Origin of the sequence: Pseudanabaena sp. UWO311 (assembly GCF_006937785.1) — a bacterium.
GTDB lineage: Bacteria > Cyanobacteriota > Cyanobacteriia > Pseudanabaenales > Pseudanabaenaceae > Pseudanabaena.
In genome coordinates, this window is sequence record NZ_SJEE01000055.1 from 1 (window position 1) to 20013 (window position 20013).

Below are 20013 nucleotides of genomic sequence, written 5' to 3' on the forward strand. Positions count from 1 at the left end.
TTTATTTTGCCATGCATTTAATATCTTGTGCCGTAAATCAAGCGAATATGCTGACATATTTTGTTTAACTTTAGTGATGCTTTAGATTACTAGACTTGTGGCGTGTTTGATCGGAATTTGCTGTAATATTCGTCATTCATAACATATTCACTTCTACCAGTAATTATTTCTCCTAGTACTTCAAAATCAAAAGTAAATGGCGCATCAAGAAATAGTTGAATAGCCTCTAATATAGAGGTTTTACCACTATTATTTTATTTGTCCCAACAATGAGATTTAATCTGCCAAGTTGTTGCATTTCAAAGTGGGAAAAGCAACGGAAATTTTCAATTTTGAGGGATTTCAACATAATTTAATGACAGGATCGAATATCAATAAATTTTTTGAGAATAGCGCATGGTAAATGTAGTTCCTTGGTCAATTTTAGATTGCACATCAATAACGCCACCAATTTCTTTGATTTCAGTACGAACTATGTCTAGTCCATATCCAGTTCCCGCTCTCATATCACGTACATCTTTTGTACTAAAATCTGGGTGAAATAGGAACTCGAAAACCTCATTGACTGAAAGAGAGAAAGCAGTTTTTGGATCTAATAATCCTTTAGAAACAGCTTTGTTCTTTACGCGTTCAATATTTATTCCCGCTCCATCGTCGGCAAAAGAAATGATAGCATTGTTCTCTTTATAAAAAGCTTTGAGAATAATTTTCCCAAAAGCAGGCTTTCCCTTTGCAATTCTGATTTCTGGAGATTCAATCCCATGAGCGATCGCATTGTTTAACAAATGAGTTAGAAGCCTTGGCAATCGCCTTAAAATCACTTTTGGGATCAGTATATCCTGACCTTCGATAAATACTTCAACCTTCTTGCCATAATCACTAGCAGCTAAATCAGCTCCACTTTTAAGAGGAAAAATTGATTCAATTTCAGAAAAGCGCTGAATGGGATTAATCATCAGCGCAACATAAGATTCTAGCGTTTGAAAAACTGGATTGGCTTCGAGATCAAATTGACGGATTTCAGATTCTATTAAGCCGTGGGTATTATTAAGTTTTTCAATTTGCAAACTAAAAAGGTCGAACGCCTTAAAAAGTAAAGTAATCAATTCGAGATCCATATTTATGTGATGATCTCGAATTTGTCTTAAACTTTTTTGTAATTGAATTATGCGATTCGTAATACTTTCGATGGATAAAAGCTCTGCCTGAGCGCGAATAGACAAAACACAACGCATTATTTCATGAATTACATCAAAATCTCCTTTCTCTAATTCTAGTAGGTCTAATTCGATAACTTGAAGATAATCTTGACTTCGTGCGATAAATTCGCTTGTCAGTTCTTGTTCGATCTGCATGGTTTGTTATCCTGATTAAGCACTGAAGTATTTAGCAGTAGGATGATGCACAATTAACGCAGTGGTTGATTGTTCGGGATAGAGTTGTTCGCTCTCATCCATGACTAGATCAACACGCTTTGCATCAAGCAAATCTAAGAGCTTGAACTGATCCTGCATATTCGGACAGGCGGGATAGCCGAAACTATAGCGAGAGCCATGATAGCGCTGCGCCAGAATATCGCGAATATTATCAGGATCTTCCGCAGCAAAACCTAACTCGCTCCGAATACGAGTATGTGTCCATTCCGCCACTGCTTCCGCCATCTGCACGGCTAGACCGTGGAAATAGAGATAATCGGTGTATTGATTCGCTTTGAATAGTCCCTGTGCAAACTCTGTCGCAATATGTCCAACCGTGACCGCTTGTAATGGCATCACATCTATAATTCCTGACTCCTTGGGCGAGAAGAAATCGGCAATGCATAGACGACGGAGCGACTTTTGGCGGGGGAAGACAAACGAGTTTATTGGCTGGGCTGCGTGGATATTATCAATATCTTTCGGGTCATAGAAATAGACTGTGTTGCCTTCAGCTAGCACAGGGAAATAGCCATATACAGAAGTCGGAGCTAGTAGCTTCTCATTGATAATGCGCTCTTTCCACGTTTCTAAAATTGGATAGACTGTCTCTTGCAAAAATGCATCATATTCCTCGCGAGATTGATCTTGAGGCTTGCGGAACTGCCATTGCCCTGCAATTAGAGCTTGCATATCCAGATTCCAGAATAAATCCTCAAAGGGAATGTCATCACCTTGGAGAATCTTGGTTCCCCAGAAAGGAGGTGTGGGGCGAGGAGTATCAGTATCTACGGCTTCAGAACGCACGATGTCCAGATATCGTTCAGCAAGTTGAGCCTCCTTCTTGGCTTTTTCCTCTTCACTAGAAATGCCGTCAATAGCATCAGCCGACAAATCTGCGATCGCTAGATCTTCATCCAAAAAGCCTTTCGCATCTTCCCATTTACCTTCCAACTTCGCGGGCATATACTTGTCCATAAAGTTGAGGTCGGAAAAGGCATCTTTGCCGTATACGACACGCCCGTTATAGCTGTTCTGACAGTCCTGATAAACGAACTTTGGAGTCAGCGCCGCGCCACCGAGAATCACAGGAACAGTAATGCCTCGGCGGTTAAATTCTTGGAGGTTATCTTTCATGAAAGCAGTGGACTTGACGAGTAATCCACTCATGGCGATGCAGTCAGCTTGATGTTCTTCATAAGCTTTGATGATATTCTCAACGGGCTGTTTGATGCCGATATTCACGACTTTGTAGCCGTTATTAGAGAGAATGATATCAACTAGATTTTTGCCAATGTCATGGACATCGCCTTTGACTGTGGCAATCAAGAACACGCCTTTATTGGAGCCTTCTACTTTCTCCATGAACTGCTCTAAGAAGGCAACCGCCGACTTCATCGTTTCGGCGGATTGCAATACAAAGGGAAGTTGCATTTGACCAGAGCCAAATAATTCGCCGACGACTTTCATCCCATCAAGTAAGAACTGATTGATGATCACCAGTGGATCATATTTTTGCATGGCTTCGGTGAGCGCATCATCTAAACCAATGCGATCGCCATCAATAATATGATTTTTGAGTTGCTCTTCGATGGAGGTGTCAGCTTTATCAACCTTGATACGCTTGCTTGATACTCCTTCAAATAATGTTGTGAACTCACCGAGCGGATCGTAAGTGCAGATGTCGCCGTCAAACTCGCGCTCATCATAGATCAGTTGTGTCGCCACTTCTTTTTCGCGATCGCCAATTCGATTAAGCGGTACGATTTTACTTGCATTCACAATCGAGGAATTCATGCCCACTTTCATTGCTTCATTCAAAAACACCGAGTTGAGAACCACTCGTGAAGCAGGATTTAAGCCGAAGGAAACATTAGAAACACCAAGCAATACATGGGTTTCTGGCATTGCTTCCTTAATGCGGCGAATTGATTCGATGGTCTCGGCAGCATTTTTGCGGTCTTCGGCAATACCTGTAGAAATGGGCAGAGCAAGCGTATCAAAGAAGATCTCACTGGCTGGCATACCCAGTTCTTCCGTTGCTTGTTTGTAAGCACGGGCAGCAATCTCAAACTTCTTGTCGGCAGTCCGCGCCATTCCATCTTCATCAATTGTACCGATGACAATGCCAGCTCCATATTTCTTGGCGAGACTAACGACCTTGCAGAATCGTTCTTCGCCATCTTCATAGTTAGTGGAGTTAAGAATACATTTACCACCCGCTACTTTTAGTCCCGCTTCCATCTTTTCCCATTCTGTTGAGTCCAACATCAGGGGTAAAGTCACGTTGGTTACTAGGCGCGAAACCAGTTCATGCATATCCCGCACGCCATCTCGTCCTACATAGTCCACGTTCACATCGAGAATATGTGCGCCTTCTTTGACTTGTGACCTTGCGATCGCTACTAATCCGTCCCAATCTTCAGCATTTAATAAATCGCGAGTCTTTTTAGAACCGCTAGCATTAAGTCTCTCACCGACAATCAAGAAGGAGTTATCTTGAATATAGGGCTGAGAGCTATAAATGGAAGCCGCTGAAGGCACTACTAGAGGCTCTCGGTGTTTAGGTTTGAGAGTCTTCGCTGCATCAGCCAATGCTTTAATATGAGCAGGCGTAGTTCCACAACAACCACCGATGATTTGAATACCTAAGTCTTCAACAAAATGTTTGAGATGATCGCGCAGATCGTCAGGAGTGAGACGATAAAACGCTTGTCCACCAACGTTTTCAGGCAGCCCAGCATTGGGGACACAAGACACAATAAAGGGAGAATGAGCGCTCAGATAACGCATATGCTCGGTCATCTGATCTGGTCCCGTCGCACAGTTCAACCCTAATACATCAATATTGTAAGGTTCCAGAATCGTCACTACTGCGGAGATATCGGAACCAACGAGCATTGTCCCAGTAGTTTCCATTGTCACGGAAACCATTACAGGCAGACGGACTCCGCGCTTCGCAAAAAATTCTTCGATCGCACTTAATGTAACTTTGATTTGCAAGATATCCTGACAAGTCTCAACCAGCAATAAATCTGCACCGCCATCATACAGCCCTTCGATCTGCTCGATAAATGACTGCTTCATTGTGTCGAAGTCAATATGTAGGAGCGTCGGCAACTTGGTCGTTGGACCAATCGAACCTGCCACAAAACGCGGTTTTTCGGGTGTCGAAAATTCGGCAGCTACGGATTTGGCTAACTCAGTCGCTTTTTTGCTCAGTTCATAAGCCATATGCCCAAGATCATATTCATTCAAAACAATCGATGTGCCGCCAAAGGTGTCAGTCTCGATCACATCGGCTCCCGCCGCCAAAAAATCACGATGAACTGTGGCAACTGCTTCAGGTTTTGTCATCACCAGATACTCGTTGCAGCCCTCATACTCCGCACCACCAAAGTCCTCGGCGGTGAGGTTTTGTACCTGCAAGTTTGTACCCATCGCACCATCAAATACTATGACGGGGCGATCGCTGCTGTGAAGACGTTCCAGAAACAGACTGGTCATTTGATCTATACCTAAGCTAACAAAGTGACTCTAGCTGCTCATTATAGCTGTAGTCACTTGTATTAGGACGAATCAAAACCCAAAAAGTGTAATGCGGTGCTCCGCGCCGCATTACACTTTTTGGGTTTGCAGAATATGGGATCTCGCAGGGCGATCGCGAATAAAGCCTTGTAGATAAAAATGCGATCGCTACTGCTAAAGAGACAAGTCCTACTAAAACGAAATCTGTTCTTTTTTGGAAATACTTGTAATACTAATTCACAAAAGTGTTGTCACACTTTTGTGAATTAAAAAAAACAAACCCTATATAAGGTTTTAAAAGCACAAAATGGCTACGTCATTTAGTACTTTGGTATAACTTACAGCAAATTCCGATCAAACGCGCCACAAGTCTAGTAATCTAAAGCATCACTAAAGTTAAACAATATATGTCAGCGTATTCGCTTGATTTACGACACAAGATATTAAGTGCATGGCAAAACAAAGAAAATACTCAGAGGGGTTTAGCTAAACGATTTAAAGTTAGCTTGTCGTTTGTACGAGATTTTTTGCGCCGATATCGAGAAACAAATGAAATCGCAGCGAGACCGCAAGGAGGAGATCGGCGCTCCAAAATCAAAGGAAAAGATGAAGAATTAGTAAAGACAATTGTTAAAAAACAAAATGATATATATCTACGAGAGATAAAAGATAATCTACAAGAAAGCAACGGAATCAAAGTCAGTATATCGGGTTTGAGTCGTACACTTAAGCGATTAGAACTAGGGCGTAAAAAAAAACTTTAGTAGCCAGTGAACAAGCCACAGAAAGAGTGCAAAAATTGCGTTATGAGTTTCGTCTTTGGCTAGATACGATAGATGTCAAAAACCTTGTATTCATTGATGAGACAGGGCTAAATCTAGCGATGATAAGGCTTTATGGTAGATGTGAAGGAGGAGGGAGGATATATGATGATCGTCCAGGTAATACAGGCAAAAACATCACTTTAATTGGAGCCATAAGTGATGAAGGTCTGATTGCCGCGATGACTTTTACTGGTGGTCTCAACACCGCGATTTTCTTAGTCTTCATTGAGAAAATATTATTACCTCAATTATGGGCTGGGGCAATTGTCGCTATGGATAATTTGCCTGTGCATTACGCTGAAATTGCGAAAACTCTAATTGAATCTGTCGGTGCTAAGGTTAAGTTCATACCTCCTTATTCCCCTGATTTATCCCCAATCGAGTTATGTTGGTCAAAGTTGAAAGAAATTATTCGCTCTGCTAAAGCTCGTACAATTGAGGCTCTTGATGCAGCTATCACTATCGCTATTAATGCTATTACTGATGAGGATGCTCTTAATTGGTTTCATCATTGTGGCATCTGCTTTGAGCCTTTTCGGTAGGTTGTTTTGTGGTGGGTTTGATCGGAATTTGCTGTAACAAATGGAAGATTAGACAAGCTAGACAATCACCTCTGAATCACTTGTCATGAGTTTAAATCAGTCAGAAGATTGGACGAGGTAATACAAATTCATGATTAAAAAGACTTGCTGCTAGTGAACAAGAAGAGTAGTATTATGCGTCGTGAGAATTTGTGAAGCAATTTGCTTCTTTGCTGTGAGGAAAATTTATGAAAACTTTTTTATATTTGTTCTTATTAGGTCTACCAGTGAATTATGGTGGCGTAGTCTTAGCTGAGCCGATCGCTGCACCCTCGGCTACTTCCAAATCCACAAATCCAGTTGCCAAAGCACCTGTTAGTTCAGAGAGCAGTGATTCTAATGAAACACGCAAACTGCTTAATGAGCTAAATCAACAAAAACTCAATTATCCTTCTGCTCTTCAAAATATCCCCCCAAGTAAAACTCAAGCAACAATCCAACCAACAGCTCAGAATGTCACGTCAATATCACAACTGTCTGATGTACGCTCAACAGACTGGGCTTTTACAGCTTTGCAATCTCTAGTCGAGCGATATGGCTGCATAGCAGGATATCCTGATCGCTCGTTTCGTGGACAGCGCTCTATATCGCGGTATGAGTTTGCCGCAGGTGTCAATGCTTGCCTCGATAAAATCAATGAAATTATTTCATCTGGACTTGCCGATAAAGTCAGCCAAGAAGACCTTGCCGCTCTCAAAAAATTGCAAGAAGAATTTGCTGCCGAGCTAGCCACCCTCAGAGGTCGCGTAGATGCTTTGGATGCAAAGACCGCAAAACTAGAATCACAGCAGTTTTCGACGACGACCAAGCTCTATGGACAGGCTATCTTTGGTTTACAAGGGCGCTTTGGTAACACCGCCGATTTAAATCCTCGCGATGGTGTTAAAGATACTCGCGATCCTGCGGCGACACTCACCTATGGGTACAATTTACAGCTAACTTTGCTGACCCAACTTAGCGATCGCGGCTACTTAATCACAGGTTTACAGTCTGGAAATCTGAATACAGGCGCAGGATTTAGCAATGCTCCATATTTTCTCAACGATACATTTACCCGCTTAGGATACGAGTCGGATACTGGTAATCGACTTTCATTGAGTGATTTATCCTATCGATATCGAGTTAGCGACAATCTCGCCTTGATTGTGGGGCCACAGGGCGTGAATCCAATCACAGTATTTCGTGGGCCAAATCGTTATGAGAGTGCTGGACAGGGAGCGATTTCGGCTTTTGCTCAACGAAACCCCATCCTTGGTTTAGGAAATACGCAAGCGGGGCTTGGTATTGACTGGCAAATTAGCGATCGCGCTAGCTTACAAGCAGTTTATTCAGCAGGCAACGGCTTTGATAGCGCAGCTAACCCCACAGGTAGCGGTGGGTTGTTTAATGGACCTTCGACAATTGGCGTACAGTTAGCGATGATTCCTATCGATCGCCTTGATACCACGCTGTATTACCTCAATTCCTACTCGACCAATGCGCTTTTGGGGACTAGTGTGGGTGACAATATTATTGGTTCCCTTGGCTCCCGTCTCTCAACCAATGCGTTTGGCGCGAACCTTTCGTGGCGGGCTAGTCGAAATTTGATTTTGGGAACTTGGGGTGGATACACCACGACAAATGTACTAGGTGCAGGCTTGTCTGGGTCGGTTGAAACCACAAATTGGATGGTATATTTAAATATGCCCAATCTGTTATCCGAGGGTGATTTAGCGGGGATTTATGTAGGTCAACCACCCAAAATCACCAGTAGCACCATCAGCTTAAATGGTGTCCCTGCTTTAAATTTGCCTAGTGCTATTTCAGGCACTGGGGGCATATTTGGAGCACAACCCGCTAGTACAACTCACGTTGAGCTTTTTTATCGCTTCCGAATGTCCAATAATATCAGTGTCACCCCTGGGGTTTTGTTTCTGTTTAACCCTGTCAATACTAGCAGCAGTGACATGATCACGGTTGGTACTTTACGTACTACATTCTCGTTCTAATACCAATATCCAAAAGTGTCGTCACACTTTTGGATATTAAAGATCAAACCCAGTAATGATTCTTAAAGACAAAAATGGCTACACCATTTTTAGCTTCGGTATAACTTTATTTTAATTAATGGAGAAAACATGTCTAACTCATTAATGTTGAAAATCTCGGCTGTGGCAGTGGCTACAGGTGCAGCAGTGATGCAAATGCCATACGCCGAAGCGCAGACTGTGGCAGTACCTGTCTCTGGTGGTGGCTTTGTGGTTCGGTACGACACCACCCCATGGGGCTCCAATGAATATGTTACTACTCCAACCTTTGTTACTCCAGTTGGCACTATTGCGGTAACGGGTACTCCTAGTTTGCCTGTTTGGCAAAGTGGAATTGCGATCAATTTAACCGATACCCCAATCGGGGTCAATATCGACAACATCAATGGCAGTGTTTCGCTCAATGATGGCAGAAATGCCTCACTTGTCAACAGCTCAGCGTTTTTGCAAGCACTTGCAAAAGTGACTCTGGGAGCAGTACCTGTTTCCCCAAGCGAGCTTCCTTTTGGAATCACAGAGATTACTGCGAACTTCCGTAGTGGCTCTATCAATGTGCCGCAGTCTGCATTTAGTCCAATGCCATCGCCACAAGTTGTAATCCCAATTACAAATGGAACATTTACCCTCAATATTCCTCAAAATCAAGCCACATTTCCTGTGATCACCTTGAATAGCGTAATCACTCCACTAGGAACTGCCAATCTTACCTTTACATTTCCTGCATCCGTCCCCACAAGTGAAGGTAGTTTTTTATCTTCTTTCGATAAAACGCCTCCACTTAATCCAGATGCAGATATCAGTGTCGTTGTAAATGGAACAATTGCTCTAAGTGATGGACGTACTGCTAATATCAATAATCGTCTTGTCACATTTCAAGCCAATGCCAGAGTCACAAACCCCAGTGAATCTTCCTACACTGTTGCTGAAGTTCCTCTTTTTGATCCTTATACAGTAGCTGGAAGCTTTAGCAACTTTAATATCAGTATCCCAGCCTCAGATATTACATCTCCAATTGTTGCAACACCAGCCTTCCAACTGACCCAATCTGCAAATCCAAATCTAGCTAATACTCTGATCATTCCCGATCTCGATGATTCGCCCCTTTCTAAAAGACGCTTTTAGAGGATTGCAGCAATTTCCGACCAAACGAACCAATAAATTTTTTAAAAGTGTTGCTTCGCAACACTTTTAAAAAATTTATTGGTTCGGGTTTTAGCGCAAAGCGCTGTAAGAAACAGTTTATAAAGGTCGAAAAAAAATGTAGTTAAAGCTGAGGCTAACGCGATCGCTTTCGCTTAGGTTAGGCGCGACTCCGTGCTTGAGCCAACTAGGAAAAATCACGATTACGCCTTCTTGAACTTCCACATCGATCGCATTAGCAATGTAAGGAGTGAAGCTAGTTACTCTTGGCTGCATAAAAACTCTGGCATTGCGAGGATCGTGAAATGTGAGGTGACCTGAGTTAGCTGGTGTTTGCACATAGTAAACGCCACTCAATAGGCAATTGGGATGATCGTGAACGATGTTACTTGCATATTTCGGATTAACATTTGCCCAGCATCGATCCGACTGCATTTTTACCTCGCCATAGCCGATCGCTTTAGCTGTTTCTAATACTGCGGCATCAATTAGCTGTTTAAATCCTTGAAACTGTGGCAGATCAAATAAACTGGTCTCGCTCTGCCAGCCTAAAGGAGCCGAGGTTCTTTTTGCTCCCTCTTCTATTTCTTTGAGTTGATAGATTGTCTCTAAAAGTTGTTGATTGAGTACTTGATAGTCTTGTAACTTAAAGCTAAAAACTGGTGTGGGAAATAAAATATTCCCTTCCATTGTCCAAACTGGATTAGATGTCATAAAGATTATTCACACCAAAAAAGTTGATCGCTGTAATTCTCATTATGCTCCCAAAAGAAGAAGACAGCGCGAAGCGCTGTCTTCTTCTTTTGGGATTTAAGAATAGCGACAGCTATTCAAGTTGAGATCGCGTAACAGAGAATACTGAAAAAATTAATGTTTAGTAACACAATTGTTAAATAAATCCAAAATTTTGAATTCAAATGCCATCAGTCTTCACTAAATTGGACAGCAGATAGAAGATAAGAAATAGGATCGCAGGAAATGAAATTCGAGACACCCATACAACAAGCCTGTTACGAAAAGATTCAACCTTGGCTAAATGACTTGTACGAAAATGTCTATTCGCCGCCCTACGATATGCCTGTATTTGTCTTACCCCTCGGATCAGCAACAGCAACTGTTGAAGTTTTACCTTGGGGAAATACAGAAGCAATCATTTCTACTTGGTCTTATGTAGTTACAGGAGCAGAAATCACTCAAGATCTGCTGAAATTCTTGCTCAAAAAAAATTCTGAGATGCAATTTGGCGTTTTCAGTATTGATGATGATGGTGATATTCGTTTTCATACAACCTTAGTTGGCTCTACCTGCGATCGCAACGAATTACAGACCTCAGTATCCTCAGTCCTTCAAACTGCTGATAAATACGATGATGCGATCGTGTCCGCGTGGGGCGGCGAAAGAGCCTTAGATCGCAGTCTGTAAATTATGCGGTAAACTCTTATGAGGTTTCAAGTAAATGGTATTTTGCAGTCGTGAATTTTCAATCAGAAGCGCAACAAAAATGTTATCAAAAAGTAGCTGATTGGCTGCCCGAAATCTGCGATCGCATTTCCAATCCTGTTACTGATAGCCCCATCTTCAGTTTGCAATTTGGTTCCGCAACCGTGCTGGTTGAGATCAAACCCTTTCTGGAATCAGAATCCGCTATTTATATTTGGGCTTATGTGGCGACTGATGTAGAAGTTAGTGACGAACTAATGCTCTATTTGCTCAAACAAAATGATGTTTTTCGTTTTGGTGGCTTTAGCATGGCAGATGATGGAGATATAAGGTTTCATGTCACTTTGCTTGGTAGTTCTTGTCAACAAAATGAATTTAAACTTGCTCTGACTGAAGTGCTAGAAAGTGCTGATCATTATGACGATCTAATCGTGCAACGCTGGGGTGGACGAAGAGCCGCAGATGCTTTGTTTGATATTTAAGAGATCACCAGTTCATGTTTTTACCTTTGGCTCAATCTAGCCGCGATCGCCATCCCAAACATCTTGCTGAAGTTGTGGCAACTTCTACGACTGAGTTTCTTGCGCAGTGTCTTGAACCTGACAACTTAGATTTTCCATTGATGCCTGCCTTTGGCAGTTGGGTAAAGTCTCAACAGGATGAGAACAGCGAGGTTATTGCCTATGGCGTGGTCTATCATGCTACAACAGCACCAATTGATTCTGTACATCGGGCGGTAGCTTTAGGATTGAGTCTAAAGGAGTTACGCGAACAACAACCACAGATTTTCGCAATGCTTCGTTCGGAGATTAAAGTTGTTTTACTTGGCTTTAGTTCGCTGGGGAATATCTATCAACATCTCCCTTCGCAACCTCCTCAAATCCATCAAGCCGTATATGGTTGTGAAGCATCAGAGATCGAGAACTTTACTGAGGAATTAAATTTTATCAGAACCCTAGTCCAGATGACTAATGCGCCTGTTGATGAACTAATTGCGGCGGTATTACGTAATGTCTATCAAGTAAGAAAATGCGATCGCAATTGGCTAGTTCAAGCAGGACGCAAGCTTAGTATTTTATTAAAGGATGATTACGATCGCCTTGGCGCAATTTTAGGACAAGTTCATCCTTGAAAAGGAAAAAGGAAAAAGGAAAAAATTTGTAGAGGTTAAGCATTTGCGCCACAATTTTGAAACTTCTCACAAAAAATCTCAATTCGCAAATGCTTAACCCTCTTCGCTCTCGCCAACAAACTGTGGCTGCGTTGTGAGGTTTGGGCGCATTCACCAATTAGTTGTGCTAACCACAAAAAAAGTCGGGGATCTGAACTATGGGGAATAGGTGATTTGGGATTTTGGTTATATTTTTTGTAACGACTATTTACTTTTCGTAATATCGCTTTATGCTGTCTGGTATGCGATTGCAGGTTTCGATGTAAATGCGAGGATTTTGGCTGTGAATAAGGTCTTTGGTGTTGCGCTGTTGGCATTTTTAGCTTGTGGTCAAGTGCAGATAGTGAGCAGTGAAAGCGTCCAAGCGCAAACAACACAAGATCGCAAAGCAGAAGCAGATCGGCTGTTGAATTTGGGTGGTCAGCAATACAATCTGAGCAAGTTTGAGGCAGCATTCCAATCATGGCAACAAGCACTGGCTATCTATCAGCAAATCAAAGATCGACAGGGTGAGAGCAGAGCACTGGGAAATCTGGGTGTCGCTTACGAGCTTCTCGGTAAATATGACAAAGCCATTGAGTACCAACTGCAAAGATTAGCGATCGCGCGGGAAATCAAAGATCGACTGGGTGAAGTACAGTCGCTGGGCAATCTGGGAAATGCTTACTTTTCTCTTGGGAAATACAACAAAGCAATTGAGTACCAACTGCAAAGCATAGCGATCGCGCGGGAAATCAAAGATCGGCGGAGTGAAGGACTATCGCTAGGAAGTCTGGGTATCGCTTATGATGTTCTCGGCAAGTATGACAAAGCAATTGAGTACCAACTCCAAAGCTTAGCGATCGCAAGGGAAATTGCCAATCGACGGGGTGAGTCAAATTCACTAGGGAATCTGGGTCTCGCCTACTATGCACTCGGCGAATATGACAAAGCGGTTAACTACCAACTGCAAAGACTAGTGATTGTGAGGGAAATCAAAGATCGTTGGGGTGAGGGACAAGCGCTAGGCAATTTGGGGTTAGCTTACGATGCGCTAGCCAAATATGACAAAGCCATTGAGTACCAACTGCAAAGATTAACGATCACGCGAGAAATTAAAGATCGGCTGGGCGAGGGACAGTCGCTGGGAAATCTAGGTATTGCTTACTATGCCCTCGGTAAATATGACAAAGCGATCGAGTACCAACTGCAAAGATTAGTAATCATTCGAGAAATCAAAGATCTGATGGGCGAAGGACAAGCACTGGGAAATCTAGGTATTGCTTACTATGCCCTCGGTAAATATGACAAAGCGATTGAGTACCATCTTCAAAGCTTAATGATCGTTAGGGAAATCAAAGATCGTCGAGGTGAAGGTTCGGTGCTGGGCAATTTGGGAAACGCTTATGATGCCCTCGGCAAATATGACCAAGCGATTGAGTACCAGCTCCAAAGCTTAGCGATCGCGCAGGAAATTAAGGATCGTCTAGGAGAAGGAAATGCGCTGGGAAATCTGGGAAATGCTTACTATACTTTCGGTAAATATGACAAAGCCATTGAGTACCAACTGCAAAAATTAGCGATCGCAAAAGAAATCAAAGATCGTCGGGGTGAAGGTCAGACATTGGGAAATCTAGGGCTCAATTACGCTTCTCTCGGCAAATATGACAAAGCGATTGAGTATCATCTCCAAGGTTTAGCGATCGCGCGGGAAATCAAGGATCGTAGTGGTGAGGGGCAGGAGCTAGGTAATCTGGGTATTGGTTACTATTCTCTTGGCAAATATGACAAAGCGATTGAATATCATCTCCAAGGTTTAGCGATCGCACAGGAAATCAAAGATCAACAGGGCGAGGGGCAGGCTCTAGGTAATCTAGGCATTGCTTATTTTTCGCTTGGTAAATATGACAAGGCGATTGAGTACCAACTCCAAAGCTTAGCAATCAAGCAGGAAATCAAAGATCGAAGAGGTGAGGGACAGTCGCTAGGTAATTTAGGTATCGCATATTACGCGCTCGGCAAATATGACCAAACGATTGAGTACTACCTCCAAAGCTTAGCGATCACACAGAAAATCAAAAATCGCGAGGATGAAGGCAAGTCTCTCAATAATCTTGGCGTTATCTTTACCAAGCTCAGTCAACCTGAACTCGCCATTCTATTTTATAAACAATCGATAAATGTTACTGAATCGATTCGCAAAGATATTCGTAAGCTCGATAAGGACGAACAAAGATCTTATCTAGAAACTGTCTCTAGCAGCTATAAAAGACTCGCTGGGTTACTCTTAAACCAAGGTCGGATCATGGAAGCGCTCCAAGTTCTCGATCTCCTGAAAGTTCAAGAACTCGAAGACTATCTCAAAAACATCAAAGGGAGTGATAGATCGGCGCAAGGAGTGAGAATTTTAGAACCTGAGAAAGCGATTAGTAATAATCTGTTAACGGTTAACTTTGACAATAGCAAGGAGCTGAATAGTCAACTTAAGAATCAGATTCAACAACTTCCTAAAGCAGAAATCAACAAAGTTCCTGACTATCTCAAACAAATTCCACAGGGAACCGTATTACTCTATCCATTGATTCTAGGCGATCAATTAGAAATAATTTTCTTCTCACCTAACAGCCTCCCGATCAGTCGTACTGTCAAGATCTCCAAAGCCAAGCTCGAATCATTGATCAGTGAATATAGAGCAGGGCTGCTTGATGATGGTTCTGAGGATGTCAAAGATGCTTCTAAAGCTCTCTATGATGTGCTGATTAAACCAATCGAAAGTGAACTGATTACGGCTAAAGCTGAAACTATTCTTTATGCTCCTGATGGAATCTTGCGCTATGTTCCCCTTGCTGCGCTCTACGACGGGAAACAATGGCTAGTTGAGAAATACCGCATTAGTAATCTGATTGCTTATAGCCTCTCCGACTTTTCTACAAAGCCAAAAACTCAACCAAATATTCTCGCAGGAGCGTTTGGCGGTAAAACGGGAGAGCGGAGATTTGGACAAAGTGCGTTACCTGCCACTCTCAAAGAAGTTCAAGCGATCGCTAATTCATTTACAAACTCAGTTACTCTAACCGAGGACAATTTCAGTCGCCAAGCGATCGAGTCTAAATTCAAAAATCATAATGTGCTGCACCTTGCTACTCATGCTGAGTTTAATACTGGTACACCAGATAACTCCTTCATCATTTTCGGCAATGGCGACAAAATTCGATTAAATGAAATCACCGATTGGCAAATCCCGAATTTAGATTTGATTGTGTTGAGTGCTTGCCAAACGGGAGTTGGTAAACTCGGCGATGGTGTAGAAATTTTAGGCTTTGGCTATCAAGTTCAGAAAGCAGGTGCGAAAAATGCAATCGCCTCGCTTTGGAAGGTGGATGATGCTGGGACGCAGGCTCTCATGGCGACTTTTTATAAGGAGTTGCAGAAAGGTGATGTTAGTGTTACTGAGGCTTTACACAGAGCGCAGGTTTCGCTAATTCGCTCTAAGGAGTTTAATCATCCTAACTATTGGTCGGCGTTCTTTGCGATCGGCAATGGTCTGTAGAGGCAGTATTTGCAACCATCACCATAATAAAAACTCCGCAAACATAAAATCTATCTTAGAACCCATTTAAGAATTGTAGTTTTTGCCCCCCAAGCCCCCCAAATTCTGGAAACATATTTAAGTCCCCCAGAATTGGGGGATTTAGGGGGCTAGACACCTAGAGCTTTCAACGAGATTTTAAGTGTCATGTAATTCTTAAATGGATTCTTAAGGATTTAATGTTGAAAGGACATTTGCACCTGTGACCGTGACAGTTTGAGATTCGAGATTTGCTACAGCACGATCGCCTCTTACATTGAGATTTTTATCGGGCTGTTGATAGACGATATTGCCATTAGCCGTAATCATTTTTGTGGGAATCAACCATTCCACCTTATCGGCATTAACCACACCTTGACTAGAACTAAAACTTGCTGATACTTCCCCCGTGAGATTAATCTGCTCTTTCTCTACTTGGGCTTCGCCCTTCTGAGCCTTAACAACAATACCCCGACTCTTACTCGTTCCTGTAAAAGGAACTGGCAGAGTCACCAATTTTTTCTCAAGATTCCAAACTGCCTGAGCAGCTTCAAGATCAACATCTAGTTTCGGATCTTTGGCTTTGATATCACCCGTGAAAGTAACTTCCTTTTTCTGGATATCCCAGTTGCCTTTTTTTGCAGTTAGTTGCAATTTATCTTTGACTTGGATTACAGAAATAGGAACATCAGTAAATACACGATCGCTCTTTGCATCCCAAGTAACTTTCTCGCTCTTCATTTCTAGCGGTGGCTCTACTGCAATCACAACTACTTGTTTCTCCATGCTATACACATTGACACTAGGTTTAGCCGTTAATTCTTTGCCCGTCATAGTCAGCTTATCCTCAGGCTTATCAATTTGAATATTGCCTGTCGCCTTGAGCAGATCTTGCTCTGATTGCCAGACCATGCGATCTGCTTTCATATTGATCTTTTCTTGAACTGCGATCGCCTTAATATTTCCCTCTAGCGAAATTGCTTTACTGGCTTGATCAATGGTTCCTTTATCGCCAGTTGCCTCCATGAGCGGTTCGCCATCACGATAAAATTTCCCTTTCACATCTTCGACATCAGCGATTTTGCGATCTTCTCGATAGGTAGCGCGTTTAGCTTGAATTTCCCAGAGCAGCTTCCCATTGGCATCAAATTCAGTGAGGGTAATATTCTGAAGGCTAGAACCAGCTGTTTGCGCAGTTTTATTTAAGCTTGTGACGGAGGGTCGCAAAAATATAAACCATCCCAGCGCAAACATCAGCACTGTTACTACAAAGATGGTGATAAACAGGCGCAAATTACGACGGCTAAATATTTGTTGCATGATGCTTCTTGATAAAGTTAGGTGATTTGCGCCGTGCTTTGCACAGTGAGAATCAAGAATTATTTTTTGTGAGGTGGCAAAGCCACCTCACAAAAAATAATTCTTGAGTTTTATTATTGCTTCATGGCGATCATTTCTGCCATATCTTCAGATGAAATCACCTGAAATTTACCTTGAGAATTAGCAATTTGCGCGATCGCAGCATCAAGACAATCAAAGCCATCCTGCACCGACTCAATCCGACAAAGTCGATCGCGCAAAGCCGCCGCACCAACAAAGCCCTTCGCATACCAAGTCATATGCTTACGGGATTGTCTGATACCACGTATACCTTTGTAATCCCAAAGCCCCTGTAAATGTTCTTTAGCCACTTGCAAACATTCGATCGCAGTCGGCTTCGGCAAATATTCACCCGTTTTTAAGAAGTGATCAACCTCGCCCACCAAAAACGGATAGCCCAAAGTCCCTCGCGAACACATCACTCCATCCGCACCCGTCTGCTCTAAGCAAGCGATCGCCGCCTCCACCGAAAAAATATCACCATTGGCAATTACAGGAATCGTCAGCACCTCTTTAACCTTACGAATCCATTCCCACTTGGCATTACCCGTATATCCCTGCGATCGCGTTCTCGCATGAACAGTGATCATCTTTGCGCCTGCGTCCTCCATTCGCTTAGCAAAGTCCAAAATTGTAATTTCGGCATCGTCCCAACCGATACGAGTTTTCACCGTGACAGGAATATCGACAGCATCAACTACCGATCTCACAATTTGCGCGGCAAGTTCAGGCTGACGCAACAGAGACGAGCCACCGCCTTTTTTAGTGATTTTATTGACTGGGCAACCCATATTAATGTCTACGGTGTCTGAGCCCTCGATAACTGCCTTTTGGGCTGCCTCTGCTAAGAAATCAGGACGACAATCAAAAAGTTGAATGCTAATTGGTGTTTCATAGCGATCGATCTCCATTAATTTGGGCAAAGCTGACCTGTGATGCAAATCTGTAGCGCTGATCATCTCGGTATAAAGCATCGAATCAGCAGCATAGCGCCGCACTAACCGCCGAAATACCAAATCTGTCACCCCCGACAATGGCGATTGCAGCACCCGACTTTTGAGGATGACATTGCCAATAGTTAAAGGTTCAGCGAATTTTTGCGGTAATTTTGATAGACCAGAAATCATGTCTGCAAATTTTTCTCTAAATTTTGCTTTCTTGGGCGCTATATACAAAGGTATAGTAGTTTTAAGATTTTTTGTGACCCAATTAAGAATTAGGCTAGATCCCCCCCAGCCCCCCTTAAAAAGGGGGGAGAATTTAAATTCTTCCCCCTTTTTAAGGGGGATTGAGGATCTCTTCGAGTCTTTATAAATAAAATAAAATTAAGGAGAAAAAATTTGTCTAAAAAACATCCAGTTATTTCTGTAACAGGCTCATCTGGCGCTGGGACTAGTACCGTCAAACGTGCTTTTGAACATATCTTTTTGATGGAAAATATCAAGGCAGCGATCGTGGAAGGCGATAGCTATCACAAATATAACCGTTTAGAGATGCGTGAAATGATGAAGAAAGCTTCGGCTGAAGGTCGTAACATGAGTCACTTCGGCTTAGATGCAAACGTATTAGATAAACTAGAAGCACTCTTCAAAGAATATGGCGAGACAGGAAATGGGCAAAGACGCTACTACCTGCACAGTACAGAAGAAGCTGAGCATCACAATGGTCGCTTAGGTACTGACGCTAAACCAGGGGAATTCACTCCTTGGGAAAGCATTGAATCTGACACAGATATGCTTTTTTATGAAGGTTTGCATGGCGGTATCGTTGCTAAGGATATTGACGTTGCTCAGCATGTTGACTTACTAGTGGGTGTAGTTCCCATTGTGAATTTGGAATGGATTCAAAAAATTCATCGCGATAATGCTGAACGGGGCTATAGTGCGGAGGCGATCGTTGATACAATTTTGCGTCGGATGCCAGATTATGTAAACTACATTGCACCTCAGTTCTCGAAAACACATATCAACTTCCAACGCGTTGCTACTGTTGATACTTCCAATCCTTTCATTTGTCGCGATATTCCGACGCTTGATGAAAGTCTTGTTGTTATCCACACCAATCGTTGCTTCCGTGAAAAGTTTAATATTGACTTCCCTTACTTGCTCGATATGATCCATGATTCTTTCATGTCACGTCATACCACTTTGGTTGTCCCTGGTGGCAAGATGGGCTTTGCGATGGAGTTGATTCTCCAGCCGCTTATTGATTCGATGCTAATTGAGTCAAAAAAGCTGCAATCATAAGCAAAAAGGGGCGCTAAGCGCCCCTTTTTTTGTGCGTATTTTAACAAGCAATCTTTTAGACAGGTCTTTGTGATGACATTACAAGAACTACAAAAACAAGCCTTGCAATTGCCGATTAGCGATCGCTGGCAGTTGGTGCAAACTCTCCTAGAGTCACTAAAACGGGAGTCTCAACCAAGCGTCAAACGTGGTAATCTATCGAGCCTTAGAGGTATAGCGAAAAGTTCGGCTGTAAGGGATGAACTTGATGCTAAGGACGATTATGTTAACTATCTCACTGAGAAATACAAGTAATGCGAGTTCTGATTGACACTAATGTTGTTCTTGATTTCTTGCAAGAACGTGAGCCATTTGTAAAAGATGCAGCGAGATTGTTTGCGCGAATTGATGCTGGTGAAATTGAGGGATTTATTGCTGCGACAAAAATCACCAACATCTATTACATTGTCCGTAGAGCCTCAGGAATGGAAGCAGCCCAAAATGCGATCGCACAAGTCTTAGAGGATCTAAATAGGGCTTACTGAAAAAGCAAGAAAAGCATACAAGCAATGGTTTCCAAGGAGATCGAAAACTGATAAAATGCAAGAAAAAGTAGGAAAAGCAAGTAAAACCCTTGCACCAATAAAATTTCATGTACCGACAATCTGCCATGGGACAGCTATCATTCGAGAATTTCTACTTACCATTTGGCGGGAAATTGTCAGGAGAAAATCG

The 20013-nt window shown here is 42.6% G+C and carries 16 protein-coding genes; 11 read left to right on the forward strand and 5 right to left on the reverse strand.

What is annotated here, in order from left to right:
- Positions 1 to 371: 371 nt before the first annotated feature.
- Both PseudUWO311_RS23510 and metH read right to left on the reverse strand, forming a co-directional pair.
- The gene (locus PseudUWO311_RS23510) at positions 372 to 1355 is read right to left on the reverse strand and encodes an ATP-binding protein (RefSeq protein WP_142657653.1); all 984 of its coding nucleotides are present in this window, start codon (positions 1353 to 1355) and stop codon (positions 372 to 374) included.
- Positions 1356 to 1370: 15 nt separating this feature from the next.
- Complete coding sequence (gene metH, locus PseudUWO311_RS23515; RefSeq protein WP_142657654.1) at positions 1371 to 4922, reverse strand: methionine synthase; 3552 nt, start codon at positions 4920 to 4922, stop codon at positions 1371 to 1373.
- Positions 4923 to 5350: 428 nt separating this feature from the next.
- Between metH and PseudUWO311_RS23520 the strand changes: the two genes are divergently transcribed.
- From PseudUWO311_RS23520 to PseudUWO311_RS23535, 4 genes are all read left to right on the forward strand, one after another.
- Positions 5351 to 5707 carry an IS630 transposase-related protein gene (locus PseudUWO311_RS23520; protein WP_142657655.1) on the forward strand — a complete coding sequence of 119 codons (357 nt, stop codon included), beginning with the start codon at positions 5351 to 5353 and terminating at the stop codon, positions 5705 to 5707.
- A gap of 26 nt (positions 5708 to 5733) precedes the next feature.
- Positions 5734 to 6309, forward strand: a complete 576-nt coding sequence (locus tag PseudUWO311_RS23525; RefSeq protein ID WP_142657656.1) for an IS630 family transposase — start codon at positions 5734 to 5736, stop codon at positions 6307 to 6309.
- Between the two features lie 227 nt (positions 6310 to 6536).
- Entirely contained in the window at positions 6537 to 8336 is a 1800-nt protein-coding gene (locus PseudUWO311_RS23530) for an iron uptake porin (protein WP_142657657.1), read from the forward strand.
- 129 nt (positions 8337 to 8465) lie between these two features.
- Positions 8466 to 9497, forward strand: a complete 1032-nt coding sequence (locus PseudUWO311_RS23535) for a hypothetical protein (protein WP_142657658.1) — start codon at positions 8466 to 8468, stop codon at positions 9495 to 9497.
- Positions 9498 to 9614: 117 nt separating this feature from the next.
- Here PseudUWO311_RS23535 and PseudUWO311_RS23540 read toward each other — a convergent pair whose 3' ends face one another.
- Positions 9615 to 10229: a TIGR02466 family protein gene (locus PseudUWO311_RS23540; RefSeq protein ID WP_142657659.1), complete on the reverse strand. Its 615-nt coding sequence runs from the start codon at positions 10227 to 10229 to the stop codon at positions 9615 to 9617.
- Positions 10230 to 10493: 264 nt separating this feature from the next.
- Here PseudUWO311_RS23540 and PseudUWO311_RS23545 point away from each other — a divergent pair, with 264 nt between their 5' ends.
- The 4 genes from PseudUWO311_RS23545 to PseudUWO311_RS23560 all read left to right on the forward strand — a co-directional run bounded on the left by PseudUWO311_RS23545 (position 10494) and on the right by PseudUWO311_RS23560 (position 15655).
- Positions 10494 to 10937, forward strand: coding sequence for a T3SS (YopN, CesT) and YbjN peptide-binding chaperone 1 (locus tag PseudUWO311_RS23545; protein ID WP_142657660.1), 444 nt, complete (start codon positions 10494 to 10496; stop codon positions 10935 to 10937).
- A 50-nt stretch (positions 10938 to 10987) separates the two neighbouring features.
- Positions 10988 to 11437: a T3SS (YopN, CesT) and YbjN peptide-binding chaperone 1 gene (locus PseudUWO311_RS23550; protein ID WP_142657661.1), complete on the forward strand. Its 450-nt coding sequence runs from the start codon at positions 10988 to 10990 to the stop codon at positions 11435 to 11437.
- A gap of 14 nt (positions 11438 to 11451) precedes the next feature.
- Positions 11452 to 12087, forward strand: a complete 636-nt coding sequence (locus tag PseudUWO311_RS23555; RefSeq protein WP_142657662.1) for an HAS-barrel domain-containing protein — start codon at positions 11452 to 11454, stop codon at positions 12085 to 12087.
- Positions 12088 to 12409: 322 nt separating this feature from the next.
- Positions 12410 to 15655 carry a CHAT domain-containing protein gene (locus tag PseudUWO311_RS23560; RefSeq protein ID WP_190303638.1) on the forward strand — a complete coding sequence of 1082 codons (3246 nt, stop codon included), beginning with the start codon at positions 12410 to 12412 and terminating at the stop codon, positions 15653 to 15655.
- A gap of 207 nt (positions 15656 to 15862) precedes the next feature.
- On the opposite strand, the gene lptC is transcribed toward PseudUWO311_RS23560, so the two are convergent.
- Positions 15863 to 16993, reverse strand: a complete 1131-nt coding sequence (gene lptC, locus PseudUWO311_RS23565; protein WP_142657664.1) for an LPS export ABC transporter periplasmic protein LptC — start codon at positions 16991 to 16993, stop codon at positions 15863 to 15865.
- Between the two features lie 113 nt (positions 16994 to 17106).
- Positions 17107 to 18180 carry a tRNA dihydrouridine synthase DusB gene (gene dusB / locus PseudUWO311_RS23570; protein ID WP_142657665.1) on the reverse strand — a complete coding sequence of 358 codons (1074 nt, stop codon included), beginning with the start codon at positions 18178 to 18180 and terminating at the stop codon, positions 17107 to 17109.
- Between the two features lie 213 nt (positions 18181 to 18393).
- Here dusB and PseudUWO311_RS23575 point away from each other — a divergent pair, with 213 nt between their 5' ends.
- The 3 genes from PseudUWO311_RS23575 (at position 18394) to PseudUWO311_RS23585 (ending at position 19823) form a co-directional block, all read left to right on the forward strand.
- Positions 18394 to 19299 (forward strand): phosphoribulokinase, encoded by a 906-nt coding sequence (locus tag PseudUWO311_RS23575; protein ID WP_142657666.1) that lies wholly within the window; start codon positions 18394 to 18396, stop codon positions 19297 to 19299.
- Between the two features lie 72 nt (positions 19300 to 19371).
- Positions 19372 to 19593: a hypothetical protein gene (locus PseudUWO311_RS23580; RefSeq protein WP_142657667.1), complete on the forward strand. Its 222-nt coding sequence runs from the start codon at positions 19372 to 19374 to the stop codon at positions 19591 to 19593.
- Complete coding sequence (locus tag PseudUWO311_RS23585; protein ID WP_223807710.1) at positions 19593 to 19823, forward strand: type II toxin-antitoxin system VapC family toxin; 231 nt, start codon at positions 19593 to 19595, stop codon at positions 19821 to 19823. The genes PseudUWO311_RS23580 and PseudUWO311_RS23585 overlap by 1 nt, the downstream gene beginning before the upstream one ends.
- Positions 19824 to 20013 lie beyond the last annotated feature (190 nt).